This is a genomic window from Stenotrophomonas sp. MH181796 (assembly GCF_009659995.1).
In the GTDB taxonomy this organism is placed as follows: Bacteria; Pseudomonadota; Gammaproteobacteria; order Xanthomonadales; family Xanthomonadaceae; genus Stenotrophomonas; species Stenotrophomonas riyadhensis.
In genome coordinates this window covers 1-1,899 of the sequence record NZ_RAHU01000021.1, presented here as the reverse complement: position 1 = coordinate 1,899, position 1,899 = coordinate 1, and the positions used below count along the sequence as shown (strand labels likewise).

2 protein-coding genes are annotated in these 1,899 nt (G+C 66.3%); one reads left to right on the top strand and one right to left on the bottom strand.

The annotated features are described in order from the left end of the window. Nucleotides 1-74: 74 nt before the first annotated feature. Complete coding sequence (locus D5301_RS23930) at nt 75-974, bottom strand: LysR family transcriptional regulator (protein WP_153857078.1); 900 nt, start codon at nt 972-974, stop codon at nt 75-77. 99 nt (nt 975-1,073) lie between these two features. Here D5301_RS23930 and D5301_RS23925 point away from each other — a divergent pair, with 99 nt between their 5' ends. Beyond that, the gene (locus D5301_RS23925; RefSeq protein ID WP_153857077.1) at nt 1,074-1,820 is read left to right on the top strand and encodes a sulfite exporter TauE/SafE family protein; all 747 of its coding nucleotides are present in this window, start codon (nt 1,074-1,076) and stop codon (nt 1,818-1,820) included. The last annotated feature ends 79 nt before the right edge of the window (nt 1,821-1,899 follow it).

The following is a 1,899-nucleotide window of genomic DNA, read 5'->3' as shown; positions in this document are numbered from 1 at the left end:
GTCTACCAATTCCGCCACCTGGGCGACTCAGGAGATGAATTGTGCGGTACGGCAGAGGATGTGTCAACAACATTTCACACCTTTTTCTGCGGCTGCACGCCCAGGTGAAGCAGCAGGCTGCGCATTGCCGATGACAACTGCGCCCATTCGGCAAAACAGGCGCACAGGCGACGCTGTGCCCACGCATCGGCGAGCGGTACGGCGACGGTGTGCGTACCGCGCCGATGCTGGCGGGCGATGGTCCGCGGCACGATGCCGACACCAATGCCGTGGCCGACCATGATGCACACACCTTCGAAGGTCTTCATGCGGATGCGCACGTCCAGGCGGCGCCCGATGTCGCGCGCCTGATCTTCGATGTAGGTCTGCAGTGCATTGCCATCGGCCAGGGCAACGAAGGTCTCGCCGGCTACCTCGGTGAAGGCCACGCTGCGCCGCGAGGCGAGGCGGTGGTCTTCGGGCAGCAGCATCACCAGCGGATCTTCGGCGACCACATGCTGCTGCAGACCGGCAGCGTCGACGGCATCGCTGATGATGCCCGCCTCGGCCTGGCCAGCACTGATCGCACGCACGACTTCAGGGCTGGTGCGCTCCAGCAGTTCCACGTGCAGGCGCGGGCGTTCGGCCAGCCATGGCGCGAGCCGCGAGGGCAGGTAGTTGGTCAGCGCTGCGGTGTTGGCATACAGATGCAGGGTGCCGCGCGCACCCTGCGCGAACGCCTGCAGTTCACCGCGCAGCTGTGCCTGCTGTTGCAGGATCAAGCGTGCATGGTGGGCGAGGGCGGCACCGGCTTCGGTCAGGCTGACGCCGCGCGGATGACGGTTGAGCAGCGCGGTGCCGGCATCGGCTTCGATCGTGCGCAGGCGTTCGCTGGCTGAAGCCAGTGCCAGGTTTGCCTGTGCTGCACCGGCCGTGATGCTGCCCGCCTCGGCAATCGCCAGGAACAGGCGCAGGTCGGCGATATCCATCCGCATGTGATGCCCTCATCGCAACGCCTGTGCCTTCGGATCAGCCGAAGGCGAGGCCGGGAAGACCGCATTGTGCGCCGAGCGGTAGCTCGATCCAATGAAGGCATGAATGAATCGATGTACTTCTACGTGCTGCTGGTGGCGGTGTTCGTGCTGGCCGGCGTGGTCAAGGGCGTGACCGGCATGGGGTTGCCGACGGTGGCGATGGGGCTGCTCGGTGGCGCGCTGTCGCCGGTCGCAGCGGCGTCGATGCTGTTCATCCCCACCTTCGTCACCAATGCGTGGCAGTTGTTGTCCGGCCCCTCACTGGGCCATATCGTGCGGCGCCTGTGGCCGATGATGCTGGCCGTGGTGGTGGTGACGCTGGGTTCGGCGGCGCTGCTGGTGCGGGTCGATCGCACCTGGTCGCGTGCTGCGCTGGGCGTTGCGCTGGTGGTTTATGCGGCCTATGCCCTGCTTGCGCCGGTGTTCTGCGTACCGCAGCGGCGCGAGCGTTGGCTGGGACCGCTGGTGGGTGCGCTGTCGGGCGTGGTGACCGGGGCCACCGGTGTGTTCGTGATGCCGGCGGTGCCGTACCTGCAGTCGCTGGGGTTGCAGCGCGAGGAGCTGGTGCAGGCGCTCGGGCTGGCGTTCACTGTGTCGACGATATCGCTGACCACTGGCCTGGTGCTGCACGGCGCATTCGGCATCCAGCAGTTGGGGCTGAGTGCGCTCGCGGTGCTGCCGGCGCTGCTGGGCATGTGGCTGGGCCAGGTGATCCGGCAGCGCATCAGTGCGCGGGTGTTCCGGGTCTGCTTCCTGGGATTCCTGCTGCTGCTCGGGTTGGAGCTGGTGCTGCGACCGCTGTTCTGATGCCGGATTCCGGGCATGAAAAAACCCGCTTTCGCGGGTTTTTCTCATTCTCGACGTGGTGCCCAGGAGAGGACTCGAA

What these genes read in the sequence shown, in the direction of transcription:
- D5301_RS23925 (WP_153857077.1), top strand. Translation starts at nt 1,074, where the DNA reads ATGAATGAATCGATGTACTTCTACGTGCTGCTGGTGGCGGTGTTCGTG.
- D5301_RS23930 (WP_153857078.1), bottom strand. Translation starts at nt 974, where the DNA reads ATGCGGATGGATATCGCCGACCTGCGCCTGTTCCTGGCGATTGCCGAG.